The 25,486-nt window shown below is 48.5% G+C and carries 18 protein-coding genes; 11 read left to right on the plus strand and 7 right to left on the minus strand.

Translation table 11 applies throughout. The features are described 5' to 3' along the window. Positions 1-76: 76 nt before the first annotated feature. The 3 genes from HB364_RS28775 (at position 77) to HB364_RS28785 (ending at position 3,607) form a co-directional block, all read left to right on the plus strand. Positions 77-2,110: a M13 family metallopeptidase gene (locus HB364_RS28775; RefSeq protein ID WP_167291881.1), complete on the plus strand. Its 2,034-nt coding sequence runs from the start codon at positions 77-79 to the stop codon at positions 2,108-2,110. A 97-nt stretch (positions 2,111-2,207) separates the two neighbouring features. Next, positions 2,208-3,062 (plus strand): helix-turn-helix domain-containing protein, encoded by an 855-nt coding sequence (locus HB364_RS28780; protein ID WP_167291882.1) that lies wholly within the window; start codon positions 2,208-2,210, stop codon positions 3,060-3,062. A gap of 137 nt (positions 3,063-3,199) precedes the next feature. Continuing rightward, a complete protein-coding gene (locus HB364_RS28785) occupies positions 3,200-3,607 on the plus strand; it encodes a DinB family protein (RefSeq protein ID WP_167291883.1) in 408 nt (135 codons plus the stop codon). Between the two features lie 117 nt (positions 3,608-3,724). Here HB364_RS28785 and HB364_RS28790 read toward each other — a convergent pair whose 3' ends face one another. The 3 genes from HB364_RS28790 to HB364_RS28800 form a co-directional block, all read right to left on the minus strand. Continuing rightward, a complete protein-coding gene (locus HB364_RS28790; RefSeq protein WP_167291884.1) occupies positions 3,725-5,653 on the minus strand; it encodes a T9SS type A sorting domain-containing protein in 1,929 nt (642 codons plus the stop codon). Between the two features lie 310 nt (positions 5,654-5,963). Beyond that, positions 5,964-6,998: a dipeptide epimerase gene (locus tag HB364_RS28795; RefSeq protein ID WP_167291885.1), complete on the minus strand. Its 1,035-nt coding sequence runs from the start codon at positions 6,996-6,998 to the stop codon at positions 5,964-5,966. A 36-nt stretch (positions 6,999-7,034) separates the two neighbouring features. Then, the gene (locus HB364_RS28800; protein ID WP_167291886.1) at positions 7,035-9,743 is read right to left on the minus strand and encodes a 4-alpha-glucanotransferase; all 2,709 of its coding nucleotides are present in this window, start codon (positions 9,741-9,743) and stop codon (positions 7,035-7,037) included. 302 nt (positions 9,744-10,045) lie between these two features. On the opposite strand from HB364_RS28800, the gene HB364_RS28805 reads away from it, so the two are divergent. Next, positions 10,046-10,198 (plus strand): hypothetical protein, encoded by a 153-nt coding sequence (locus tag HB364_RS28805; RefSeq protein WP_167291887.1) that lies wholly within the window; start codon positions 10,046-10,048, stop codon positions 10,196-10,198. A 122-nt stretch (positions 10,199-10,320) separates the two neighbouring features. On the opposite strand, the gene HB364_RS28810 is transcribed toward HB364_RS28805, so the two are convergent. Both HB364_RS28810 and hppD read right to left on the minus strand, forming a co-directional pair. Continuing rightward, entirely contained in the window at positions 10,321-11,532 is a 1,212-nt protein-coding gene (locus HB364_RS28810; RefSeq protein ID WP_167291888.1) for a L,D-transpeptidase family protein, read from the minus strand. Positions 11,533-11,867: 335 nt separating this feature from the next. Then, entirely contained in the window at positions 11,868-12,998 is a 1,131-nt protein-coding gene (hppD, locus tag HB364_RS28815; RefSeq protein WP_167291889.1) for a 4-hydroxyphenylpyruvate dioxygenase, read from the minus strand. Between the two features lie 407 nt (positions 12,999-13,405). On the opposite strand from hppD, the gene aqpZ reads away from it, so the two are divergent. The 7 genes from aqpZ to HB364_RS28850 all read left to right on the plus strand — a co-directional run bounded on the left by aqpZ (position 13,406) and on the right by HB364_RS28850 (position 22,519). Beyond that, on the plus strand, positions 13,406-14,101 hold the full coding sequence (gene aqpZ, locus HB364_RS28820; RefSeq protein ID WP_317170728.1) for an aquaporin Z: 696 nt from the start codon (positions 13,406-13,408) through the stop codon (positions 14,099-14,101). Positions 14,102-14,143: 42 nt separating this feature from the next. Next, positions 14,144-15,265 (plus strand): 5-(carboxyamino)imidazole ribonucleotide synthase, encoded by a 1,122-nt coding sequence (locus HB364_RS28825; protein ID WP_167291890.1) that lies wholly within the window; start codon positions 14,144-14,146, stop codon positions 15,263-15,265. Positions 15,266-15,359: 94 nt separating this feature from the next. Next, complete coding sequence (locus HB364_RS28830; protein WP_246228645.1) at positions 15,360-16,484, plus strand: efflux RND transporter periplasmic adaptor subunit; 1,125 nt, start codon at positions 15,360-15,362, stop codon at positions 16,482-16,484. Positions 16,485-16,493: 9 nt separating this feature from the next. Continuing rightward, entirely contained in the window at positions 16,494-19,610 is a 3,117-nt protein-coding gene (locus HB364_RS28835; RefSeq protein WP_167291891.1) for an efflux RND transporter permease subunit, read from the plus strand. A 13-nt stretch (positions 19,611-19,623) separates the two neighbouring features. Continuing rightward, positions 19,624-20,958 carry a TolC family protein gene (locus tag HB364_RS28840; protein ID WP_167291892.1) on the plus strand — a complete coding sequence of 445 codons (1,335 nt, stop codon included), beginning with the start codon at positions 19,624-19,626 and terminating at the stop codon, positions 20,956-20,958. Between the two features lie 99 nt (positions 20,959-21,057). Continuing rightward, positions 21,058-21,573, plus strand: a complete 516-nt coding sequence (gene purE, locus HB364_RS28845; RefSeq protein ID WP_167291893.1) for a 5-(carboxyamino)imidazole ribonucleotide mutase — start codon at positions 21,058-21,060, stop codon at positions 21,571-21,573. A 61-nt stretch (positions 21,574-21,634) separates the two neighbouring features. Then, positions 21,635-22,519, plus strand: coding sequence for a DUF6929 family protein (locus tag HB364_RS28850; RefSeq protein WP_167291894.1), 885 nt, complete (start codon positions 21,635-21,637; stop codon positions 22,517-22,519). Between the two features lie 6 nt (positions 22,520-22,525). Here HB364_RS28850 and bshC read toward each other — a convergent pair whose 3' ends face one another. Then, positions 22,526-24,121 carry a bacillithiol biosynthesis cysteine-adding enzyme BshC gene (gene bshC, locus HB364_RS28855; protein WP_167291895.1) on the minus strand — a complete coding sequence of 532 codons (1,596 nt, stop codon included), beginning with the start codon at positions 24,119-24,121 and terminating at the stop codon, positions 22,526-22,528. A 90-nt stretch (positions 24,122-24,211) separates the two neighbouring features. Continuing rightward, positions 24,212-25,462, minus strand: coding sequence for an NAD(P)/FAD-dependent oxidoreductase (locus tag HB364_RS28860; RefSeq protein WP_167291896.1), 1,251 nt, complete (start codon positions 25,460-25,462; stop codon positions 24,212-24,214). Positions 25,463-25,486: the final 24 nt, after the last annotated feature.

Raw genomic sequence — 25,486 nt, forward strand, 5'->3', positions numbered from 1 at the left:
CCACTCATATAGAATATTGATTTGCCATCACGGCAACCGGTATCTTTATAACACATCAAATTCAAATTTATCATCTATGAAATTGTATGTGTTGCTTATGGCTGTTTCTACCGGCTGCTTCCTGGCTTGTCAGAACAGCGATACCAAAACTACCCGGCCCGATGTGGTAGCCGCCAACATGGATACCACCGTACAACCCGGCAATGACTTTTTCCTGTATGCCAATGGCGGATGGATTAAACAAAATCCTATACCCGATGAAGAAAGCAGGTGGGGCATTGGCAATATGGTGAATGAAGAGATCTACAAGCGGGTGCTCACCATTAATGAAAAAGCTGTAGCCGATTCTGCAGCCGGCGGCGCCTCCAGAAAGCTGGCCGATTTCTGGCTGAGCGCAATGGACACCGTAGCCATTGAACAAGCCGGCATCACGCCCCTGCAACCTGAACTGGACAAGATCAATGCCATTACGGATATTCCTTCCCTGATGCAACTGATTGCCCGCTGGCAAACACAAGGCATCTCCCCTGCCTTCAGCCAGTTCATTTTCCAGGACAGCAAGAACAGTGAACAGATGGCGCTCTACCTGTACCAGGGCGGACTGGGTCTTCCCAACCGGGATTATTATTTCAATACCGATGAGCGCACCACCATGATACGCAATGAATACGTGAAGCATGTGGCCAAAATGCTGCGCCTGCTGGGCGATGATACAACAACAGCCGCCGGAAACGCGGCAATGATCATGAAACTGGAAACGAGGCTGGCCAAAGCTTCCCGTAAACTGGAAGCCCTGCGCGATCCCTATGCCAATTATAATAAGTTTGCCGTAACAGATATCAAAAAATTAACGCCGGCTGTTGACTGGAAAACATGGGCCACCAATTATGGCGCCGGCGCGGTAGACTCTGTCATTATAGGACAACCGGAGTTCTTTAAGGAACTGCAGGCAGCGCTCACCACTATCCCGCTGGCCGACTGGAAAGTGTACCTGCGCTGGAACCTTGTCAACAATTCGGCCGAGTTTATCAGCAAGCCTTTTGCCGACCAGGATTTTGAATTCTATTCTAAAACCATCCGCGGTGTCAAGAAACAACGCCCACGCTGGAAGCGGGTGCTCGATACCCAAAAAGGCATTATGGGCGAACTGGTAGGTCAGCTATTTGTGAAAGAGTATTTTAATGAAACGGCCAGGAAGCGCTATGAAGACATGGTGGAGGCCATCCGCACCGCTTTAAAAGACCGCATCAATAAGCTGGACTGGATGAGCGACAGCACCAGGCAGAAAGCCTTACACAAGCTGGCTACCATGAAGAAGAAGGTAGGCTATCCCGACAAATGGAAAGATTTTTCTGCTATGCAGATTGTCCGCGGACCTTATGTCATTAATATGCAACACGCCAATGCCTGGTGGCACCAATACAATATCAATAAACTGGGCAAACCTGTGGACCGTACAGAATGGGATATGCCGCCACAGGAATACAACGCTTATTACAATCCGTCCAACAATGAGATTGTATTACCCGCAGGCATCTTCACCGTGCCCGGCTACCGCGATGAAGAACTGGATGATGCGGTCGTATATGGTTATGCCGCCGCCTCTACCATTGGCCACGAGATCACCCATGGCTTTGATGATGAAGGCCGGCAGTTTGATGCCAACGGCAACCTGGTAAGCTGGTGGACAAAAGAAGATGAGCACAAGTTCATGAAGAAAGCGCAGGTAATGGTAGAGCAGTTCAACGGATATGTGGTGGTAGATACCTTGCGCATCAACGGCAAGGCAACACTGGGAGAAAATATTGCCGACCTGGGCGGTATACTCCTCGGGTGGGACGCTTTTCAAAAGACCGATCAATATAAGAAAGCAGAAAAACTAGCCGGTTATACACCTGCCCAACGTTATTTCCTGGGCTATGCACTGGGCTGGCTGGGACATACCCGCAAGGAATCGCTGGCCAATCAATTGCTCACGGATGTACATTCTCCCGCGCAATACCGGGTGAATGGCCCCATGGCCGATGTAGATGCATTCTATGAAACCTTCAACATTAAACCAGGTGATAAACTGTACCGGCCCGATAGCTTGAGGGTAAGGATCTGGTAAGAGATGAAGCCTGAAGTTTGAAGTCGGAAGTCTGATTGGTTGCTTTCAGACCTCCGGCTTCAGACTTCAGACTTCGGCTTTTTCGTACCTTAGCGGCATGGATGCCGACATTCATAGCCTGTATACCTCCGGCTTCTACCAGATACTGGATTTCAAATGCCGGTGTGTGGACTGCCGCACTTCCAAACCGGAATACAACGAGGCATTCTGCATCAGTTTTGTACGCAAAGGCAATTTCCTGTTCAATATATTCCGCCACTCCCTGGATTCTTATACCGGTTGCGTGCTGATCACCAAACCGGGTTATGAACGAACGGTGACACATACCCATACGGTACCTGATGAATGTACCATTTTTGAGTTCACCGCCTCCTTTTATGCAGCATTACTGGAGCACTATGGCCGCACAAAGTTTTTTGCCAGCAACGACCTGCACTCCACCTTGTATAAAACCAATCCGGAAACAGAGTTCCTGCACTTCTACATTGTCCGGCTCATACTTACCAAAACAGGCAGTAAGCTGCAGGTAGATAACCTGGTGATGGAAATGCTCCATAAAGTATTGGGGAATATTACGGATTATGCGCCGGACAACCGGATACATCCACGGCTCAAACAACAACACCTCACCACGATAGAGCTGGCCAAGACTTATATCACTGAACATTTTACCGATGATATTTCCCTGCAGGAGATAGCCACGCACTGCCATGTGAGCCCTTTCCACTTCAGCCGCATCTTTAAAACATTTACCCACTGCTCTCCCCACCAGTTCCTGCTGAATATACGGCTGAAGCAGGCAGAGCTGCTCCTGAAAGACACGCTGCTGCCCGTAGGCGATATCGCCTTCTCTTCCGGCTTTAACAGCATAGAACACTTCACCGCCGCCTTCCGCCAAAAATACAAATGCCCGCCCGCGAAATACCGTACTCAGCAACCTGCTATTCATTGAAGTTGTCTTTCCGCTATCAAAGCAAACGACCTCTCCCACCAATCCCATAAATCCACTTAATCCCAGTTCAGACAAAAGCAAGATTCCTTAAGTCATCCGGAAGCACGCTCAATAGCTTTGTAAAAAACAAAATAGCTATGCAAGCACCATTGATCAAGACGTTACAAAACTCCCGGAATTACACGCTGCAGGTAGCAGAGGCCATGCCCGAAAAATTGTACGATTCCAAACCGGCAGGCGCCGGTTGGAACTTCAGGGAACAGCTACACCATATTGCTTATGGTATACAGTGGTGGGAAAACAATTACATGAAGGGGAATAAAACCGATTGGCAACCACCTGCTACCAAAAAGAACAAGAAAGAGATCATGGCCTACCTCAACGAAGCCTATGATGGGTTGCAGCAAACCCTGGAACAGGGAAAACTATCAGCAGATGCCGTACAGGGCTTTCATGCCACCATTGACCATATCACCCATCACCGCGGGCAGGCAGTACTCCACCTGCATGTGCAGGAAATAGAACCACCGGAGTACACCTATTAAAAACAAGTCAGTAACCGGCGCTCAGGAGTTTACCGGTTACAGCATTCGTGGCCAATTAAAAAAATGCAGGGGAATCAATTGCTTGCCCCCCTGCATTGTGTACAAATACTGAAAAACCTACTTAACCAACTGTACTTTTTGTGTACAGCTATTATTGGTTGCTACCACCCGCAATACATACATGCCTGCCGGACAGGAACCATCAGTACCCATTTGTACTGTTGATATCCCTTTCTGAACCGGTATGATCTTTTTACCTACCTCCCTTCCGTTCATATCCACCAAAACAGCAGTAACAGGTCCGGATACCGGCGACTGGTATTTAAAAACGATACTGCCCCTGGCAGGATTGGACAGCAACGCCAGTTGCGGCGCAGCATCCTCGTTTACGATCTTTACAATATTGGAATACCGCACTGCTCCGGCAGTACTGACTATTTTCAAGCGGTACAATACAGCACCCTGAACAGCATATTGATCCTTGTAAGCAAAACCTCCCTGAACAGTCTGCCGCTCGGGGAAGAACAAAGCCTGTGTTGTAAACGCTGACCCTGCTTCGCTGCGCTGAATTTCATAATGGTCCGCAGCGCTGCTATTGGCATCGGTCCAGGCAAGTTGCACCTGTTGAGCCGTTGCATGATAACTGCCCGATAAGGTAGCAGATGAGGTCGCCAGTAAAGCAGCGATGAAAGTGCCTTTGCTGGAGAACACGTCCCGTCCGCAACCATCGGTCAGGGTAACCGTAACGATACAGGCGCCGCCACCCTGTGGCGCTGTATAGGTTACTGACTGGTTATTGGTGCTGGAAAAAGTTCCTCCGCAGGTAGCCGACCATTGAATGGTATAATTGCTGAGGTCTATTCCGGGAGGTACAGCAAAGGAAAGCTGATAGGGTTGATTAGGCATGATCACCTCGGGAAGCCCGCTTACCTGCGTATTGAATTCTGCAAAACGATCCACTGCAACATAAAAGGAATAATTAAAAAAGGCCCGTTGTGCTGCCACGCGTTCTGCCTCTGTTCCATTGGAATTATGATCATGGCCGGCCTCATACATTACATAGCCGCGGTCCTCATCACCATACGCACGGCCATAGGCAACAATAGCAGCAGGCCCTGCCGACAAGGAAGGCACTTTTTCGTTGCTGATATCATATACGCCCAAGCTGGTCGTATTGCGCCAGGCGCCTCCCAATACAGGCAAATAAGTTTTTTCTGAACCAATATTGGTGGCTTCGTCCAGGGTGCCCATGAACTGCATCACAGGATGGCCATGGTCCTGGTACTGGTAAGGAGGAGAAGCATCTTTTTTATGCAGGCTCCAATCCACCAATCCCGCCGTACTTAGAAAATTCATTTGTATAGTATTATCCGGACTGGTCATATTTTCCAATTCGCTTACCGCATGACAGGCCGCCCAGATATTACCTTTATAGTCCCTGTTCCAGTAATAAAGATTATTGTGTGTGCTCCAGGCCGGATCGGCATGAGGCATTACAAAAATATCGTCGCAGGCATTCAACTGGGCAGGCGTTTTCCAGTTGGCAGTATCACCACCATAGGCAGACGCAGGAATACCAGCATTCATGAAATAATTGGCGGCAATAATGCCGTTTTGCTTATCCATGGTCCAGTTGGGCGCATAATAAATAGTCTTAAAAACATCCAACACCATTTGGCTCACCGAAGTTTCTACTACCACACCCTGTGCCTGCCATGAACTGATCACATTATTGACCGTGGTTGTCCTGAATTCAAAAGGAACAATGAAGGTGCCTCCATGGTAGTCAATACCATTGTGCGTAAAATCAGCGCCATCCTTTGTTTTACCGGTATTGATCACCCACTTTACAGGTACTTTATGATTTTTTACGAGGTCGTAGACCAACCCATACGGTTTTAAAGAATTATTAATAGTTTGAGGCGTAACGCCCATTCTGATAAGGAAAGAACCGGCTTTGATGGTGTCCTGGGCACCCCAGCAATGCATAACAGTAAAGAGAATGATAATGCAGATGAATACGAAGGAAGGGTATAACTTCTTCATACGGTACGATTTTAGGGTTTACGATATAGCAATCGTTTCTCAGGAGGAAATGGACAAAGAATGTGTCACGGGAGATTGGACATTGCGTGGAAGAAAGAAAGCATGCTTTTTCCGGAATATGCTCGTGCAGATAAGATCAGTGGATCTGTAGATGATTAGATACTGTAAAACTATATAGCTTTATTTTTCCATGCAAGCTTTTACTAATATTATCCTCAACATAATGACTTCCGTCAAGTTGATAATAAACTGGCTAAGTATAATGACTTATGTATAAATATAATAGGAGCCTGGTCAGGGGATCGTAAACCTACACCGTTAGTTTTTCATATACATCGGTGAACTCAATACCCAGGCCCGGCTGACCGGAGAAAACGACTTTGCCGTTATCAAACTCAATGCCTTTGGCAATATCTTCTTTCAACAACAGTGGGCCATCCATATCCACATAATCCAGCAAGGGCGTTAAATGGGCAATGGCGGCTGTACCGATGGTGCTTTCATTCATGCTGCCCACCATCACTTTCATACCCAGTGAACGGGCTTTCTCAATCATAAAACGGGCGGGCGTAATACCGCTGCATTTGGTAAGCTTGATGTTGATGCCATGAAAATGCTGGTAGCATTTCTCTACGTCTTCCTGCACCACACAAGCTTCATCGGCAATCAGCGGCAAGGGTGATCTTTCAAATAAGATCTTCATCCCCTCCCAGTTGTCTTTGGCCAGCGGCTGTTCGATGAACTCTACCCCCAGCGCCGCCAGTTGCGGTATCTTTTCCAGGGCTTCTTCCACTGTCCAGCCGGCATTGGCATCTATACGCAGGATGGCATCGGTATGTTGGCGTAAGGCAGTAACGATGGCAATATCTTCAGGGGTGCCCAGCTTGATCTTATAAATGGGCCAGGGCTTTTCTTTCATCTTGGCTACCATCTTATCAATGGTGTCAATACCAATGGTATAATCGGTCAGGGGCGCTTTTGCGGGGTCCAGTTGCCAGAGTTGGTACAGGGGCTGGCGGGATAACTTGCCAAACATATCCCAGGCGGCCATGTCCAGTGCACATACCAGGAAATTATTCTGCGGGTACAGGTGATGCAGGTAATGCCAGTAACGTTCCGGCCCGGTAAAAGCAAACTTCTCCACCATCATCTTCTTGCGCTCCAGGTCTTCGATCATCTTCTCTACCGGTATATTGTAATAAGCAATGGCCGGCGCTTCTCCATAACCGGTAACACCCCGGTGCTCCAATTCCACTACCAGCGCAGGCTGGTGTGTTTTGGTGCCTTTAGAAATCGTGAATGGATGACGGAAAGGTAGGTTATACGTTCTATAAGAGACCTTCATTGAATATGTTAGCTTTTAATTATGCTGAATCCGGGATCACCTGCCACTGGCAGCCACCTGTTCTTTCAATTCCTCATTAAAATCTTTCTCTTTGATCAGTTGTTCCAGCGGCATATGCATGCGGTATTTCCAGTAATGCTGTGCAATGGCTGGTATATTGATGCGTTCTTCCTGCGGGCTTTGCCGGCGTATGGCCTCACTGGTGCCCAATATATCCTGCAATTGGAAGATGGCCCACATGGCAGGTGAGTGCAGGTGTTGCAGTACAATGGCTTTATTGATCCAGGGCTCACAGAAAGGAGGCGCTTCGCCCCACTGTCCCAGTTCATCATTAAAGAAACGCTGGATCTTTTCCCGGTCTTCCTCCCACCAGCCGCGGATGGTGCTCATATCATGCGTAGAAGGTGTTACTACCGATAGATAGGGCGCTGTAGACGGGCTAAAGAATTCATGACCGGCTGCTTTGGGCATGCGTTGTATCTCCAGGCTCAGGATGCCCAGTTGCTTCATCACATAGGGTACACTGCCCGGCACCAGGCCCAGGTCTTCCCCGCAGATCAGCATATTGGTGGAACGTTTCAACGCAGGCAGTTTCTTCATGGCTTCCTTCATCCAGTAGCCGTCCTGGCGGCGGAAGAAATAATCTACATACAACTGCTTCAGCAGGTATTGTGTATGGCCATCGAGGTGGCGGAAGGAAGTGGTACTTTCTATACCAAAGCGGAAGTGAAACTCCTGTCCGTTGGAACCTGGCTGTTCAAATAAAATGACATTGGAAATAAGATCAAACAATCCTTGTCTGATGTGCAGGTTATCCTGGGTAGGCTCCTGCGTGGCGAAATAGTGTTCTACCTGCCGCTGGGTGGCAAACTCAGGTTTCAGTTCGTACGTACCATCGCCAATGGCATGCAGGAAGGGTTTGAACTTATCATTATTGGGACCAAACAATTCCCAAAGGATCGCATCATTGATACAGGGCTTGCAATAGCGGTAATGATCAAACCATAACCCGTACTGGCCAAACTCATGCAGGTGTACCGGAATGGCATGCACAAAATACCCCATAATGCCTTCCACCGCATGCAGGGGAATGCTCCAGATGCGGAAGAAACCCAGTATATGGTCAATGCGGAAAGCATCGAAATAATTGCTCATCTGCACAAAGCGCCGGTGCCACCATTCAAAACCGTCCCCGGCCATGCGCTCCCAGTTATACGTAGGAAAGCCCCAGTTTTGTCCGCGTACCGCAAAATCATCCGGCGGTGCGCCTGCCTGTACATCGAGGTGGTACAGTTCGGGTTCCATCCAGGCATCGCAGCCATAGCGGTATACACCGATCGGGATATCCCCTTTCAGGATAATGCCATGCTTATGCGCATATTCCGCCGCGTCTTTCAATTGCAGGTGCAGGTGGTACTGCGTGAAATAATGCAGGGCCACCTCATCATAATGCTTTGTTTTGGGCGATACAAACTTCTCAATCGATTCCTTGCTGTATTTGCTATGCGTTTTCCATTGGTTAAAGTCGGAAGTATGGTAGCGGTCGCGCAGGCAACAAAAGGCGGCATAGGGCACCAGCCAGTGTTTATTGTTCTCAAAGAACAGGTAATAATCCTTGTCCTTTAATAACTCTTCCTTCTGCAAGGCGTACAGCTCACGGATAGCAGCCAGCTTTAGTTTCATCACGGCTTCATAATCCATATCCGGCAGTTCATTGAGCTGCTTCTGTTTTTTCTTCAGCGGCTTGATAATATCTGCATACGTCTTGCCTGCCACTTCTTCCAGGTTGAGGTACAGGGGATGCAGGGCAAAAGCAGAAATGGCTGCATAGGGATACGTATCTGCCCAGGTATGCGTGGCAATGGTATCATTAACCGGCAATATCTGTATCAGCTTCAGGCCGGTTTTCCGGGCCCAGTCGGTCAATAACTTAAGATCGGTGAATTCGCCGGTGCCAAAAGAGTCTTTGCTGCGTAAACTGAATACCGGTATAGAAATCCCCGCCCCTTTCCAGGTATCATTGGGCAGGTGTACAAAACCATCATGGAGGATGGAGATCATCTCCTGGTCGCCCTCATTGCCCGGCGGTGGCTGCAGGCCATACAATACCCGGTTCTCCCCTGCTTCATAGCGCACAAAGGCTTGTTCTTTGGTATTGTACACACCATACTTATAGCTGAGGGGAAATCCTTCGCGCAGCAGGGTGAGCTTAACCGTCCACCAGCCATTTTCCTGGTTCAGCAGGATGGGTGCGTTGGTATCCCAGTTGCCCGTTTCCCCGGTATTGCCCAGCAGGCATACCACTTCATTGCGGGTGAGCAGGGGCGCTTTCACTTTGAACAGGTGGGTGAACTTCTTTACCGCCTTGGCTTTGGTACGGACATGGTCACTGAGCAATACCTGCTGAAAGGGATCAGAATAAAACACATTTTCATATTCACCTGCATGGTTCCAGGTATCTATCACCTGGATCACTTCAGGGCCTTTCATTTTGGCGGTGTCAATCATCCGGTCGCCCCACTCAAAAACGCGGAAGCCATCCTCATTTTTCAAGACATAATTATACTGGACCGGTCCTGATTCCGGAACGTTGGTATGGATGGTACCATGCCAGAATTCATTATTCAGGTGGGTAAGTGTAAAAGCCTTTTCTATATCATGATTGCCCAGGGCTTCGATATTGCCGGTGACTGCCAATAACTGGCCATACTGGGTATGAAAACGAACATAAAAGTGAATTGTCATCATTCAGGTATTTTCCATGCAGAGCCCTTCCCACACAGGTTAGGTAGGGCGAATTTATTACAAACTGCATAAATTATGCTACCCTCTTGTGGGCGTTTTACAAACGTGTTAGCGAAATGCGATATATAGAAACCGGATAAAGGCTGCCTGCACTATCTTTCAGCCCAAACCTGGCAGGTTTAGGCAGTCAGCAAAATAATTGGCCGCAATACTCCAAAACCTGTCAGGTTTTAATAAAAAATATCCTTTACACTTTCATAATTAACCCTTTCACCCTATTTTTGCGCAAATTCTTTTGTACCATGGCGAATAAAAGACCCAAAGGCTTATACTGGTTGTTATTCCTGATCTCTACGGCAGCATTCGTAGCAGCGATTTTCTATCATTGGGAATACCTTACCCTGATCATTCCTTTTGTGTGCACGTATTTTGTACTGGCGCTGGACATTATCTAAGACCATTTGAACTTTTTATACAAAGCCACCTTTTATAGGTGGCTTTTTTGTTTTTGGGCTATAAAAGCAAAAGCCACCTTGTGAGAGATGGCTCTTATTATAATGAGTTATTATAAAACAGTTTAATTAGCGGCAGTTCCGCCGGTGGGGCCTCCGGTTTTGGTGGAGGAGGTTTCCAGGCGCTCAATGAACAATGACTGCTTCAGCTTCACGGCCACATGCTGTTCCAGCCGCACGGCAGGCGTCCAGTTGGGCATCTTATCAAAAGCATCGATCAGTTTATCATTCAGTTCATCATTGCCACCCTTGATCACTTTAGTATAACCCGGTTTTCCTTCCTTGTCTATCACAAACTCCACCATCACATAGGCTTTCTTCTGGTCTTCTTCCAGGTATTGGGCCATTTCATGGCTCAACTTATCAATGAAGGCCTGGAACCCCGTATTGCCGCCGGGAAATACAGGCAGCTTATTCACGACCGCTGCTATTTCGCCGGTGAATTCTTTTGCCGGACGCGGGTCTCTCTTCTTCACCACTTTCGCTTTATCGGGCGTAACCGGTATGGCCCCTTCCACTACATAATCGCCTTTTTTGGAGACCATGATCACCGGTAACTTCTTCGTTTTTTCAAAATACAGGTAAGCATGTTTCAGCTCATCGGCCATGGGTGCATATTCCGGAAAGTCCTTCATATACTTATCCAGGTAGATACTGCTGCGTTGGTTTTTGAAATGGATAGGGAAAATATGCACAGGTATAAAATCCTGTCCCTGGCTGCGGGCATGTGCGGCCAGGATATATATTTCTTCAATCTGCTGATCAGTAATAGGAATGCAACCGGTGGTCACACAACTGCCGTGGATATAAATATCCCCTCCGGGTTGCAGGGAATCGCTCAGGATACGGTCTGAGGCGTTGGGATAATTGAGACCCAGGGAAAGATGGTACTGGCTTTTGGGGTTAAACTCATTGATGTAGTAAAACCCTTCGGGCACCTGGTAGTCGCCCTGCATACGTTTGGGGCCTAATGTACCGGCCAGGGCGCATACTTTATAGGTCTTGAACAGTTTGAAAGGCTCATTTTGCTCATACTTCACCCATACCTCCAGTTGACTATCGTATTTGAAAGAACGCACATACATGTAGCGGAATGGCCAGGCCAGGCCTTTTTCCTGGAACTGCTTCATGAGAGTGTCCTCTTTGCGTTTCCAGGCATCACTGGTGCGGGGGAATGTTTTCTGGTATTCGACGAAGTTAAAGCTGGAAGCAGTGGTTTGAGACCACACACTACCTCCTGTAAGAAGGAACGCAGCTACTATCAGTACATATTTCATCTGGTAGAATCCCACAGTAATTAATAACGTATTTTAAGACCGGATATTTCTGAAAAGCGGGTCAATCCGGGATTAAAATTAGCACAAATGGAAGTGCAAAAATCAGCCCACATTGTTAACAATGTGAAAAACAGGGAAAAGAATACAGAAGACAGAATACAGAATTCAGCATCTATTGCTTCGAATAGGCCTCAAATATTACTCGAAATATCAATTAGTGCAAGTTGTGCCACAATCAGAAAAGGCTGAAGCCTGCCTGTTATGGAGCTTCAGCCTTATATTGTTTTTTTGCCGAGCAAAAGATTCTGTATGCTGGATTCTGGGTTCTGGATTCTCTAAAGATTTCCCCTCGCCTCCTGTTCACGCTCAATCGCTTCAAACAATGCTTTGAAGTTGCCTTTGCCGAAACTTTTAGCGCCTTTGCGCTGGATGATCTCGAAAAACAGGGTGGGCCTGTCTTCTACGGGTTTGGTGAATATCTGTAACAGGTAGCCTTCATCATCGCGGTCTACCAGGATACCCAGTTCTTTGAGCGGTTCAATATTTTCATCAATCTTCCCTACCCGCTCCTGCAGATCATCGTAATACGTGGTAGGCACCTGCAGAAATTCTACCCCACGATCACGCAAGGCCGTTACTGTTTCCACAATATTGGCAGTGGCCAGGGCTACGTGCTGGCAACCTTCCCCATCATAAAACTCCAGGTATTCCTCTACCTGTGATTTCTTCTTGCCTTCTGCCGGCTCATTGATGGGGAATTTGACAAACCCGTTCCCATTACTCATTACCTTACTCATCAGGGCAGAGTATTCGGTAGAAATATCTTTATCGTCAAAGCTGAGGATATTGCGGAAGCCCATTACCTGCTCATAAAAGCCTACCCATTTATTCATTTGGTTCCAGCCTACATTGCCCACGCAGTGGTCTACATACAACAATCCTGTAGGAGAAGGATTATAGTTGGACTGCCAGGCCCTGAACCCCGGCATAAAAGGGCCCTGGTAGTTTTTGCGCTCGATAAACAGGTGTACGGTATCGCCATAGGTATGGATACCACTCATGACCAGCTCGCCCTGGGTATCGCTCAGCTTCACCGGCTCCAGGTAGCTTTTGGCCCCCCGCTTCGTGGTTTCCCGCCAGGCGCTGGCGGCATCGTCTACCCGCAGGGCCAGGGCTTTCACCCCATCGCCGTGCTTATAAATATGATCGGCTATCGCATTACCGGCTCTCAATGGCGTGGTAAATACAAAAGTCAGTTTCTCCTGGCGCACCGCATAGCTGGCGCGGTCTTTTACCCCGGTCTCAGGTCCTGCATAAGCAAGCGACTGAAAACCAAAGGCTGTTTTATAAAAGTGGGCGGCCTGTTTGGCATTACCCACATAAAATTCCACGTAATCGGTACCCTGCAATGGCAGGAAATCGGTACTGGTATCAACGGAAGCAATAGTTGCCGTTTGAGCAGGCATAATCAATCAATTTAAAAGTCAGTAAAATAAGGTCAACCATTCCTAAAAGACAATCACATAAAGCGGGGAGCTTAGCAGCTTACAGATGAATCCATGGCCAGTGCCTCCATCAGCAGGCAGTAGCACATTCTCTTGTCGTTGAATAATTTATGGTCGTAATCGGGACGCATGACTACAAAGATAATCGTTTTTGGCTTTTTACCCCGTTGCCTCATTGCCTTGTTGCCTCGTTGCCTTTTATATTATAAATACGTATATTAGCCCCTGATTCACAGCAAAGAACACATTTTACACAAGCTTACTGATCCTCCGCCACCTAACCCCGCCCGCTCTGCTTAGTACATGATTCCGGTCTGCGACCGGCAGGTATTTATTTCATCAATCCTTCACAATCAAAACAATCAGTTATGAACGCTTCGTTGTTGAAAAAATGTTTGGCAGAATTTGTTGGCACTTTTGTATTGGTATTCATGGGATGCGGCAGCGCCGTGCTGGCCGGCAGCCATGTTGGCTTCCTGGGCATCTCCTTTGCTTTTGGCCTATCGGTCCTGGCCATGGCCTATGCCATCGGCCATATTTCCGGTTGCCATATTAACCCGGCTATTACCATCTCCATGCTGGCCACCGGCAAAATAACCGCCAAAGAAACAGGCGGTTACATCATTGCGCAGATCCTGGGCGCTATAGCCGGCGCCGCCGTTCTTTATTACATAGCAGGCGGCAAGGCCGATTATTCGCTGGCAGCCAACGGCCTGGGCCAGAATGGCGTGGAAGGTGGCTCGCCCGACCACTATTCACTGGTTAGTGGCCTGGTCACCGAAATTGTGCTCACGGCCATTTTCCTGGTAGTGATACATGGCGCTACCAGTAAGCACAACAGCAATGGCCTGATGGCCGGCACCGCCATTGGCCTCTCGCTCACCCTGATCCATATTGTGGGCATTCCTGTTACCGGCGTTTCCGTCAACCCTGCCCGGAGCATCGGCCCGGCCCTTTTTGTGGGGGGTGATGCCCTGTCGCATCTGTGGGTATTTATTGTGGGACCGATTGTCGGCGGCCTGATCGGCGGCGGTATCTGGAAGGCGATAGATAAACCCAACTGATAAACTATCCGTACCCTTATCTTTGCGCCTCAACCTACAGGCATGCAAAAAGTTGGTATTCTCGGCGGCGGACAATTAGGCAGAATGTTATTACAGACAGCCGCTAATTATCCTGTTGAAACCTATCTCATGGAAAACGATCCCGCATGCCCTGCGGCCCATCTGTGCCATCATTTCACGCTGGGAGACATCCGGAACTTTGATGATGTATACAATTTCGGAAAAGGACTGGATGCGCTGACCATTGAGATTGAATCCGTTAATGAAGATGCGCTCGAAAAGCTGGAACAGGAAGGCGTGAAGGTCTATCCCAGGCCATCCGCTTTGCGTACCATTAAAAACAAGATACTTCAGAAACAATTCTATAAGGACCTCCAGATACCCACTGCTCCTTTTGTAGTGACCCAAAATAAAAGGGAACTGCGGGAACAGGCCGCTTTCTTACCGGCCGTGCACAAAATAGGACTGGGCGGTTATGACGGCCGTGGCGTGCAGGTGATCAAAACAGCCGACCACCTCGATAAAGGTTTTGATGCGCCCTCCGTGCTCGAAAAGATGGTAACCATCCAAAAAGAGATCGCCATGATCGTAGCCATCAATGCCAAAGGAGAAACAGCGCTCTACCCGGCAGTGGACATGGTATTTGACCCGACCCTCAATTTGCTGGATTACCAGATAAGTCCGGCCGATATCCCCGAAAAAACACTGTGGAAAGTAGAAGCCATGGCACTGGCCGTAGTGAAAGGATTAAAAAGCCCCGGTCTTTTTGCCGTGGAATTGTTCATTGACAGGCAAGGCGATGTATTCGTGAATGAAACAGCACCGCGGGTGCATAACAGCGGGCATCATACTATAGAAGCCAACTACTCCTCTCAATTTGATATGCTGTGGCGCATCATGCTCGATTATCCGCTCGGCAATGCAGACCATATTCTTCCGGCAGCTATTGTGAACCTGCTGGGTGCAGAAGGACATAGCGGAGACGCTAAATATGATGGGCTCCACGAAGTGTTGCAGATGGATAATGTATTTGTCCACATCTATGGGAAAAAACAAACGAAACCCGGGCGCAAGATGGGGCATATAACTATCGTCAGTAAGGATAAACACGACCTGACCTATAAAGCACATCGTATTAAAAACACATTAAAAGTCATCAGTTAGAGCTTGTTACGCTACCACTCATACCCATTTTAACATTGGCGCATTGTTAATGTATTAACTTAGCCGCGCACTAACCAAACCCAGGCCCTGACACATGAGACGTAGCATGCCCACTTTTTCCTGTGCCAATACGCGAAGCAATAAATGGTCAATGAATACCAAACACATGCACATGAAAGGTATAAGCCCTGTTGCACTGGCATTATTATTTGTATCGTTTATTGCCTGTAAGGAAGAAAAGAAAACGGAGACGCCGGCAACCGGCGCCCCGCGCAATGCCCCCCTGCAGGTGGAAGCATTTATTGTAAAGACCCAACCCCTCAGCGAAAACCTCGAAGTGCCCGGCACGTTACAGCCGTATGAACAAACAGAGATCCGCCCCGAGATCACCGGACGGGTTGTAAAGCTGAATATACCCGAAGGAAGTTTTGTAAAGAAAGGCACCCTGCTGGTGAAGCTCTTTGATGAAGACCTGCAGGCACAATTAAAGAAATTGCAGGTACAGTTACAGATCAACGCCAAAACAGCCGAACGGCAAAAGGAGTTATTGACCATTGGCGGTATCAGTCAGCAGGAATATGACCTGAGCGAACTGGCCGTAAATAACCTGAAGGCAGATATAGACCTGGTGAGAGTGAGCATCGGCAAAACAGAGATCCGCGCGCCCTTTGATGGCCGTATCGGTTTGAAGGCGATCAGTGACGGCGCTTATATCACTCCCACCAATCTCATTACTACTATCAGCCAGGTAGGACAACTGAAGATGGAATTCTCTGTACCGGAAAAATACAGCGACCTGATGCGTAAAGGCAGGCCTGTAACATTTACCATTGCCGGCACCAACAAAAAATTCAATGCTGCTGTGCTGGCTACCGAATCGGTGATAGAGGCCAATACCCGTACCTTACGGGTGAGGACCGTAGTGAAAGGCAGTGACCCGGCACTGGTGCCCGGCGCTTTTGCCAAGGTAGGATTGAGACTGGATGAAAATGACAAGGCACTGATCATACCCACACAGGCTGTTATACCACAGGCACGGAATAAGCGGGTGATTGTTTATTCGGGCGGCGTGGTCAAATACCAGATCGTTAGCACCGGCATCCGCGACTCTTCGTATGTACAGATCACCGATGGCCTGAAGTTGGGAGATACCGTGATCACCACCGGCCTGCTGGCCATCCGCCCGGACAGCAAAATCAAATTAACCAAAGTTCAATAAGCGCTTCTCATGAATATTTCTGAGCTGAGTTTACGGCGACCGGTACTGGCCACCGTACTGAACATAGCGATCGTGTTGTTTGGGGTCATCGGCTTCACCTTCCTTGGCATACGCGACTATCCCGCTATTGACCCGCCCAATGTAAGCGTGGGCACCTCCTACCCCGGCGCCAATGCGGAGATCGTGGAATCACAGATCACCGAACCGCTGGAGAAAGCCATTAATGGTATTGCCGGCGTAAAAAATATCACTTCCACCAGCAGCCAGGGTACCAGCCGTATCAATGTGGAATTTGAACTGAGCATTGACCTGGAAGCCGCGGCTAATGACGTACGTGATAAAGTATCACAGGCTTCCCGCTCCCTGCCGGATGACCTGCCGGCGCCCCCTGTTGTATCGAAAGCAGATGCCAGTTCCGATGCGATCATCTCCATGACGATACAGAGCAATACGCGCAACCAGCTACAGATCACAGAATATGCCAATAACGTGTTGGTGGAAAGGCTGCAAACCATTCCCGGCGTAAGCGCCATCCAGATATGGGGTGAAAAGAGATACGCCATGCGCGTTTGGTTCAACCCGGCCAAACTAAGCGCTTATGGTTTAACGCCCGGCGATGTGCAAAGCGCCCTCGCCCGGGAAAACGTAGAGTTGCCTTCGGGTAAAATATCCGGCAACACCACCGAACTATCCATCCGCACCTACGGCCGCCTGTTTACCGAAGAGGACTTCAATAATGTGATCATCAAAACCGTCAATGGCAATGAGATCCGGCTCAAGGATGTGGCAGAGGCCGTACTGGGACCAGAGAATGAAGAAACCATATTGAAAGAGAGCCTCATTCCCATGATCGCCCTGGCGCTGGTGCCGCAGCCGGGCTCCAACTATGTATCTATCTCCAATGAATTCTATAAACGTTTTGAACAGCTCAAGAAAGAAGTACCCGGCGATATTAAGCTGAATATTGCGCTGGACCAAACAAGGTTTATCAAACAATCCATTTCGGAAGTAGAAGAAACGCTCATCATAGCCCTGATCCTGGTGGTGCTCATCATCTACCTGTTCTTCCGCGACTGGATCATTTCCATCCGGCCTTTGATAGATATCCCGGTATCGCTGATCGGCGCCTTCTTTATTATGTACCTGAGCGGCTTCACCATCAATGTACTTTCTTTACTGGGCATTGTACTGGCTACCGGCCTGGTGGTGGACGATGGTATTGTGGTAACAGAAAACATCTTTAAGAAGATGGAACAGGGCATGAACAAATACCAGGCGGCCAAGGAAGGTTCCAAAGAGATCTACTTTGCGGTCATCGCCACCTCCATCACCCTGGCGGTGATCTTTTTGCCCATCATCTTCCTGCAAGGCTTCGTGGGACGTTTGTTCCGTGAGTTTGGCATCGTGGTGGCAGGTGCTGTATTGATCTCTGCGCTGGTATCCTTAACCTTAACGCCGGTACTCAACGTAAAGCTCACCCGCAAAGTACACAAGCATAGCTGGTTCTACCATAAAACCGAGCCTTTCTTCCAGTGGATGGAAAATGGCTATTTTAATTCACTGAAAGCCTTTATGCGGGTACGCTGGATAGCCCTGATCCTGATCGTAGCCTGTTTTGGCATCATCTGGTTCATTGGCGGCGGCCTTAAATCAGAACTGGCCCCCATGGAGGACCGCAGCCAGTTCCGCCTGCAGGTAACAGCCCCCGAAGGCACTTCCTTCGATTACATGGATAAGTATATAGACCGGCTGGGGCAACTGATGCTGGATTCCATTAAACCCGAAGAACGCCGCATTGTATTAACGATCACCGCACCCGGCTTCAGTGGCGCAGGCTCTGTGAACAGCGGCATGGTGCGGGTGACGCTGGTAGACCCGAAGGACCGCACCCGCTCGCAGGAAGACATTGTGAATATGGTGAACAGGAACCTGGGTAAGTATTCCGAAGGCCGCGCCTTCGCTGTACAGGAACAAACCATCTCGGTCAATCGCCGCTCGGGACAGCCCGTACAGTTCGTTATACAGAACAACAACTTCGAAAAGCTGAAAGAGGTATTGCCGAAGTTCCTCGAAGAAGCGAATAAGAGCGGCGTGTTGATGAACGTGGATGCCGACCTTAAGTTCAATAAGCCGGAACTGAATATTGATATTGACCGCATCAAGGCCAGCCAACTGGGCGTGAGCATTGCCGATGTATCGCAGGTATTGCAACTGGCGTTGAGCAATCTTCGCCTGGGATACTTCTATCGTGAAGGTAAACAGTATGAAGTAATCGGCCAGGTAGCCCGTAATGACCGCGATGACCCTACCGACCTGAAGAATATTTACGTACGCAATAACCGCAATGAAATTATTTCGCTGGATAACCTGGTAAACATACGGGAAGAAACAACTCCCCCCCAACTGTACCATTTTAACCGGTATAAATCGGCCACCATCTCTGCCAGTCCGGTCAATGGCCGCACACTGGGAGAAGGTATCAAGACCATGCAGGATATTGCCGCCCGGTTACTGGACGATACGTATTCTACTTCGCTGTCGGGCCCGTCAAGAGACTTTGCCGAAAGCTCCGGCAATACCAGCTTTGCCTTTATACTGGCGCTGATCCTGATCTTCCTCGTATTGGCGGCACAGTTTGAAAGTTTTGTTGACCCGCTGGTGATCATGTTCACGGTACCGCTGGCGATTGCCGGTGCGGTATTGTCGTTGTGGATCTTTGACCAGACCCTGAATATCTTTTCTCAGATCGGTATGATCATGCTCATTGGCCTGGTGACCAAAAATGGTATCCTGATCGTGGAGTTTGCCAACCAGAAACAACTGGCGGGATTACCCAAGCGACAGGCTGTTACCGAAGCCGCTCAGGCGCGTTTACGGCCCATCCTGATGACCAGCCTGGCCATGTCGCTCGGCGCTTTGCCCATCGCTTTATCGCTGGGCGCTGCCGCTACCAGCCGTATCCCATTGGGTATAGTGATTGTAGGTGGTATTATGTTCTCCCTGGTACTTACCCTGTACGTAATACCTGCGATGTATACATTCCTTTCCTTCAAAAAGAAAAAGAGTGAGCTGGAACTGATGGAAATGGCGGAAAAAACACACCAACCGGAAGTTCAACATGCATAAAATGCATTTCATTATGAGAAGTTTTCTTGTATTTGTTATTTCGGCTGCATTACTGGCTCCTGCTGCTACCGCGCAGGATTCGCTTACCCTGGAACAGGCGATCATGGCTGCCCTCAAAAACAATTATGATATCCTGCTTACCCGTAATGATTCCGCTTCTTATGCGCTGGACAATTCTTATTCCTGGGCGGCCTTCCTGCCACAGGTAAATGGTACGGCAGGCACTACCTGGAATACCAATAACCAACAATTAAAATTTACCAAGCGTGCGCCCGGCGGCGGCGATAGCAGTGTGACCAGGGATGCGGTGAAAACGCATAACATGAACTATGCGCTGAACCTTAACTGGACCTTATTTGATGGTCTTAAAATGTTTACCACCCGCAACAAGCTGGAAGAGCTGGAGAAGCTGGGTGAACTGGGCGTGAAAACACAGGTGATCAATACCGTGGCGGCAGTGGTCAACAATTACTACAATATTGTACGCCAGAAACAACAGCTTAAAGCAGTGGAAGAGCAGATATCCATCAATGAAGAGCGGGTGAAACTGGCCGATAAAAAACTATCCGTAGGCCTCGGCAGTAAACCGGAACTGTTACAGGCAAGGGTGGACCTGAATGCACAAAAAGCAGCCCAGTTACAACAACTCACCCTGATTGCCCAGTTGCGCGACCAGCTCAACCAGTTGATCGGTTTCCGCACCGGCGCTACCTATCATGTGAGTGATAGCATCCCGCTGAATACCTCCCTGCAGTTTGGAGAGCTGGCGCAGAAACTTGAAGAGACCAACCCTTCCCTGTTATTTGCCAAAAAGAATATTGACATTGCCCGCCTCACGGTGAAGGAACGCAAGGCAGACCTGTTTCCCATTTTATCTTTCAACTCGAACTATACTTTCACACAGAATGATAACAGCATAGCGGTGAATATTAACCAGCCTTTCTTTAACCAGAATAAAGGGTTCAATTATGGCTTTGGCCTCACCGTTCCCATCCTCAATGGCTTTAACGTAAAAAGACTGATCAAACAGGCTGAGCTGGATGTACGCTACCAGCAATTGGTGTATTTTAATCAACGCTCCCTGATAGATGTGGGACTGAGCAATGCCTTTAAAGATTATGAGCTGCAAAAAAAGCTGCTGACGCTGGAAGAAGACAATATTGCCCTGGCCAAGGAGAATGTGATGATCGCACTGGAACGTTTCCGCCAGGGCGTGTCTACTTTCCTTGAATTACGGGAAGCGCAGATCAGCCTGCAGGATGCCTATAACCGTCTTATTGCAGCCCGGTACAATACCAAATTGGCTGAAACAGAATTATTAAGGCTCAAAGGCGACCTGGTAAGGTAACCGTACATAAAACACCATAATAAATACATCAGGCAGGCCTGCTCTTTGTGCTGATACTTGTAAATTTTTCCTTTCTTTGCCGTTCAAATCAATCCTTGCATGAATCCGCAGGTAGGCATAATTATGGGCAGCGATAGTGATCTGAATGTTATGCAGGCTGCTGCTGATATACTTACAGAGCTAGGAGTAACCTACGAACTAACAGTTGTTTCTGCTCATCGTACCCCCCTGCGGATGGTGGAATATGCTACCAAAGCAAGAGAAAGAGGACTCAAAGTGATCATTGCCGGCGCCGGCGGCGCTGCTCATCTGCCCGGCATGGTAGCCTCCCTTACCCCCCTACCCGTCATCGGCGTCCCCGTGAAATCATCCAATTCTATAGATGGCTGGGATTCCATATTGTCCATCCTTCAAATGCCCAATGGTATACCTGTAGCTACTGTGGCCCTCAATGCAGCCAAGAATGCAGGCATACTGGCCGCTTCTGTGATCGGCGCTTTTGATACGGCTATCGGTGAAAAAGTAGCCAGTTATAAAAAGAGCCTGGAAACGGAGGTATTGAAAAAAGCGGATAAGCTGAAAAAAGAAGGCTGGCAAAACCAGTTCGACCAATAACGGGTTGCCCTTATATTGATAAGGCGGCAACAGATGCTTATGAGGTAGTTAAACACATTATATGAAATTGACGCTGACAGATTTTAAAGTGCTCGAATCTTTTCCTTCCGGTTCAGGCATTGAATTCCATGATGAAAAAGTATTCCTGGTAGGAGATGATGCCAAAGAAGTACTGATCATGAATAAAAGCTGGAAAGAACTGGAACGTATTCCCCTGTTCGAATCCACCGATGAACGCATTCCCAAAAAGATCAAATCCGACCTCGAAGCCACTACCGTGGTGGTGGTGAACAGCATTCCCCGTTTACTGATCCTCGGCTCCGGCTCCAAAGAAGAACACCGCAATAAAGCCATCCTGCTCGACCTTGACAGCTACCTGAAAGATGAGTTTGATATGACGGTCTTCTATGATCGTATCAGGGCAGCCGGCATTACCGACCTGAATATTGAATCTGCCGCCACACTGGAAGAAGGGCATATTATCCTGGGCAACCGGGGCAACAAGAAGAATCCTGATAATCACCTCATCATTACCAAAAACACTTTCTGGAAGCACCAGGCCGATGCTGAACTGGAAATATTACCGATCAAATTTCCCGGCAAAGAAAACAAGTTAAAGCTGGCAGGCATCTCGGGCCTCGCCTACTCTGCTTTAAATGACTGGTTGCTCTTCACCGCTTCTACAGAAGATACAGACAATGCAGTGGATGATGGCGCTATTGGCGACAGCTACCTCGGCATTATTGAAAATGCCTCCCGCAAGATTGGCCGCAAGGATATGAAGGTAAATGAATTCATTACCCTCCGCGAAGCCGAGAAATCATTGAAAGGCTACAAAATAGAATCCGTATGCGTACAGTCGGAAAAGAACGGACGGCTGAAGCTGCAGCTCGTAGCTGATAATGATGATGGGGTGAGTAGCTTGTTTAAGGTGCGGTTGAAGTAACGGCTGTTACTTCTGCTGCAATATCACAAACTCCTGTTCCAATGTGAGAGAGCTTTTGTATACGCAGTCTATAAAGGCTTTACCCCAGAGTGCGTAATAAGGCAGGAAGTTCTCGATACGTTCCTGTAAACCGCCGGCGGGGAATAAGGCGGCCTTGATGGTATTGATCTGGTGTTGCTCCTGCTCGTACTTTTTCTTTTCGGCCCGTAACATTTTCTTCTCTAATTCCTGGATGGGCTTGAGCGTCTTTATTTCCAGCGCTTCAATATGCGGCAGCAGGGTTTCATCAATATGCCCGGCTTTCTCACGCAATTGCTTGTACAATTGCTCAGCCGCCAGCAATTCATTTTCCAGCTTCAGGTGGCCATTTGAATGGCGCGTTACTAAGGCTGTTAATAGCTGTTGTTCATTCTGAAAGAAATCAGCTAACCCAAATCCCAGTTTATGGATCTTATCTTCCCATTTCTCTTCCACGATGAGGAAGGAGTTGCGCAGTACCAATACCGGGTAAGATACTTTGTAATGCTGCATCAGGTCTTTCAGTTCCAGCCAATAGCTGGTTTCCCCGCCACCGCCAATAAAAGCAATATTAGGTAGCAAGGTTTCCTGGTATATACCCCGCAGGATCACATTGGGGCTGAAGCGTTCCGGATGTTCTTCCAGTTCTTTCTTGAGCGTTTCTGCTGTGAACCTGATATCGGTGCCTACCACCGTCCATTCATTGCCCTGCTTTTCGATGCGCTCCCGGATATTGCCTTCCAGGTAAAAAAGGTTGATGGCCCTTGGATTGGCCTGTACTTTATATTGCTCGCCCAGTCTTCCAATCGTCTTCTCTACAATACCGGAAGCTGTTTGATTAAACAGGTCATCTTCAAATACCGGTTGCATGATCCGCTTCAGCTCCGCATTATCCGGCAGGATAACGATCAAACCATAGTCTGCAAACAAGGCATTCAACAGTTTAAAAGTAGCGGTTTGTATATCGGGGCTGTTGCCATAACAATCTTTTAATAACTGCACCAGCTCCTGGCCATGCGGCTGTACGGACAATTCGCCTTCGATACGGTGAATGATGGCCTCCAGCCCTTTGGTGTTCATGCGGCCTACGGCACCTGTTTGTTGAGTGTCCCACACCAGCTTATCACCGCTCAGCCAGATATTGCCCAGCTCATCCAGGTCGGCATCTTCACTGCCCATCCAGAATACCGGTACAAATTCATATTGCGGCAGGTCCTGCTTTAAGCGGGCTGCCAGTTTAATGGTGTGCAGTATCTTATAAATGAAATAGAGGTGGCCGGTAAAAATAGCCGGCTGGTGGGCTGTGGTAATGGTAAAGGTATTGTCCTGCTGCAGCAAGGCAATGTTCTTTTGTACAGCTTCTGTAGTGGTAACAGCCGAATACTGTTTTTGAAGGCTGGCCGACAGCAATGACCGGTGCAGGGGTAATTGCTGACGATCTTTTATAGCTTCCTGAATACCCTGCAGGGTGGGTTCATATTGGTAGAACGGACGTAAGGAAGGCGCCTGCTGCAGGTAATCGGTAGCGATCTTTGAAAAATAACCGGTAGCAATGTAAGGTAACTGTGTAGTATTACAATTCATAAGTGCTTAAACGAGCGTAAAAGTACAACTTGCAGGCGGCAAAACTGCCCGCCGGTCATTTTTAACAAAGTCTAAGCGAAAAGGTTGTGATTACTTAAACCGTTCTACATTAAATGCTGAAACATCAATACTTGTCTTCTTTCCTTCCACCATTTCCTCCACCAGTTTGCCGGTACCGGCAGCCAGGGAGAGACCCAGCATGGCATGACCACCGGCCAGGGTAAGATTGGCATATTTGCTGTGCCGGCCGATATAGGGCAATCCGTCGGGGCTTAAAGGACGTAATCCACTCCATATTTTCTCTACGCCGGGGAATTCGACAGGCAGGTTGGGATAATAGTTTTTAGCGGCTTTAAAGATGGCCTGCGCCCTTTTCACCAGCGTGGGACTTTCCAGTCCACTGATCTCCATGGTGCCTCCCATGCGCAGGTCGGCGCCCATCGGGGTCATGGCTACCCGGTCATCTACCAGGATGGCGGGATGACGCAGGTTGCGGGCTACGTTCTCATACGTAATGCTATACCCTTTACCGGCCTGCAATAAAAGATCAATGCCCAGGTATTCAGTGATCACCGGCATCCAGGAACCATTGGCCAGCACCAGTTCTTCGCAGGCAAACTTTCCTTTATCCGTGATCACGGCAGTCACCTTGGCACCGTTCTTTTCAAAACCGGTTACGGTTGTATTCAACTGAAGCTTTACACCGGCCTCTTGTAAATGCTTTTTAAGGGTGATCATGAAATCACCGGGGTGCATGTGGCAATCCAGCGGGTACAAGATACCACCCCGCACATTAACTTCCACCTCCGGTTCCATGGCCTGCACTTCCTGGGCGCTCAATACTTTCGTATCAATTTTGAAATGTGCTGCTTCTTCTGCCAGTTCCAGCTCATGTTTTTCTGTATTGGCATTTTTATACAACATAAAGCAGCCTACTTCCTGCATGCGGAAGTGATTGCCCAGTTGCTCTTTCATGTCCACGGTCAGTTCCCGGCTCAATTGCAGGATATTGTTCAGGTGCGGCGCGCTATAGGTAACATGGGCGGCATTGGCTTTCTTGTAAAAGCTCAACAGCCAGCGCAGCAGGTCCCAGTTAAGACGGGGTTTAATGTAAAAAGGGCTTGTTGAGCTCAGCATCCATCGTATGCCCTGCGCCACAATACCGGGTGTGGCCAAAGGAATGAAGTGGCTGGGCGATACATAACCGGCATTGCCAAAAGAAGTGCCATTGGTAATGTCTCCTTTATCAATCACTGTTACCTGGTAACCGGCCTGCTGCAGATAATAGGCACTGCACAATCCGATCACACCACCACCTACAATAGTTACTTGCTTGCTCATAGTAATCCTTTGTTTATTCCGCAG

The sequence above is a fragment of the Paraflavitalea devenefica genome, from assembly GCF_011759375.1.
In the GTDB taxonomy this organism is placed as follows: domain Bacteria; phylum Bacteroidota; class Bacteroidia; order Chitinophagales; family Chitinophagaceae; genus Paraflavitalea; species Paraflavitalea devenefica.

Coding starts and splice junctions, on each gene's coding strand:
- HB364_RS28775 (WP_167291881.1), top strand. CDS start 77: ATGAAATTGTATGTGTTGCTTATGGCTGTTTCTACCGGCTGCTTCCTG.
- HB364_RS28780 (WP_167291882.1), top strand. CDS start 2,208: ATGGATGCCGACATTCATAGCCTGTATACCTCCGGCTTCTACCAGATA.
- HB364_RS28785 (WP_167291883.1), top strand. CDS start 3,200: ATGCAAGCACCATTGATCAAGACGTTACAAAACTCCCGGAATTACACG.
- HB364_RS28790 (WP_167291884.1), bottom strand. CDS start 5,653: ATGAAGAAGTTATACCCTTCCTTCGTATTCATCTGCATTATCATTCTC.
- HB364_RS28795 (WP_167291885.1), bottom strand. CDS start 6,998: ATGAAGGTCTCTTATAGAACGTATAACCTACCTTTCCGTCATCCATTC.
- HB364_RS28800 (WP_167291886.1), bottom strand. CDS start 9,743: ATGACAATTCACTTTTATGTTCGTTTTCATACCCAGTATGGCCAGTTA.
- HB364_RS28805 (WP_167291887.1), top strand. CDS start 10,046: ATGGCGAATAAAAGACCCAAAGGCTTATACTGGTTGTTATTCCTGATC.
- HB364_RS28810 (WP_167291888.1), bottom strand. CDS start 11,532: ATGAAATATGTACTGATAGTAGCTGCGTTCCTTCTTACAGGAGGTAGT.
- hppD (WP_167291889.1), bottom strand. CDS start 12,998: ATGCCTGCTCAAACGGCAACTATTGCTTCCGTTGATACCAGTACCGAT.
- aqpZ (WP_317170728.1), top strand. CDS start 13,406: ATGAACGCTTCGTTGTTGAAAAAATGTTTGGCAGAATTTGTTGGCACT.
- HB364_RS28825 (WP_167291890.1), top strand. CDS start 14,144: ATGCAAAAAGTTGGTATTCTCGGCGGCGGACAATTAGGCAGAATGTTA.
- HB364_RS28830 (WP_246228645.1), top strand. CDS start 15,360: ATGAGACGTAGCATGCCCACTTTTTCCTGTGCCAATACGCGAAGCAAT.
- HB364_RS28835 (WP_167291891.1), top strand. CDS start 16,494: ATGAATATTTCTGAGCTGAGTTTACGGCGACCGGTACTGGCCACCGTA.
- HB364_RS28840 (WP_167291892.1), top strand. CDS start 19,624: ATGAGAAGTTTTCTTGTATTTGTTATTTCGGCTGCATTACTGGCTCCT.
- purE (WP_167291893.1), top strand. CDS start 21,058: ATGAATCCGCAGGTAGGCATAATTATGGGCAGCGATAGTGATCTGAAT.
- HB364_RS28850 (WP_167291894.1), top strand. CDS start 21,635: ATGAAATTGACGCTGACAGATTTTAAAGTGCTCGAATCTTTTCCTTCC.
- bshC (WP_167291895.1), bottom strand. CDS start 24,121: ATGAATTGTAATACTACACAGTTACCTTACATTGCTACCGGTTATTTT.
- HB364_RS28860 (WP_167291896.1), bottom strand. CDS start 25,462: ATGAGCAAGCAAGTAACTATTGTAGGTGGTGGTGTGATCGGATTGTGC.